At 51.0% G+C, this 361-nt stretch carries 1 protein-coding gene; it reads left to right on the forward strand.

Translation table 11 applies throughout. The annotated features are described in order from the left end of the window. The coding region (locus KTG12_RS21525) for a DUF4121 family protein (RefSeq protein ID WP_216945560.1) at window positions 1-361 on the forward strand (361 nt) is incomplete at both ends.

Raw genomic sequence — 361 nt, forward strand, 5'->3', positions numbered from 1 at the left:
CTCCGGAATTTCTCCCGTGTCCCATTCGTGTCCCGGGATAAGAAGGGCATCAAATGCGATATGCATGGCGGCGAGTGCGTGCTGGTAAAGACCGGTGATGTAAGGTTCAAGACTTGGACTACCGGCCGTTTCAAGCACTGGGGACATTACGGGACATGTGAAAACGGGGAAGTTTACTACGATGCGAAAGTAGCCCTGTGGGAATGTGGCGCACCTGAACAGCCGGAAAGTCAGGAATGGTTCAAAATCCATATCCGCAAAAACACCCGGTCGGGCGGGGATATGTACACCGGAGAAATATCCTGTAAGGATGAGGATGGACTCAAGCAGTTTGTCAATGACCATGAAGGTTTCATATTCG

Source organism: Parabacteroides sp. MSK.9.14 (assembly GCF_019041495.1).
GTDB classification, from domain to species: domain Bacteria; phylum Bacteroidota; class Bacteroidia; order Bacteroidales; family Tannerellaceae; genus Parabacteroides; species Parabacteroides merdae.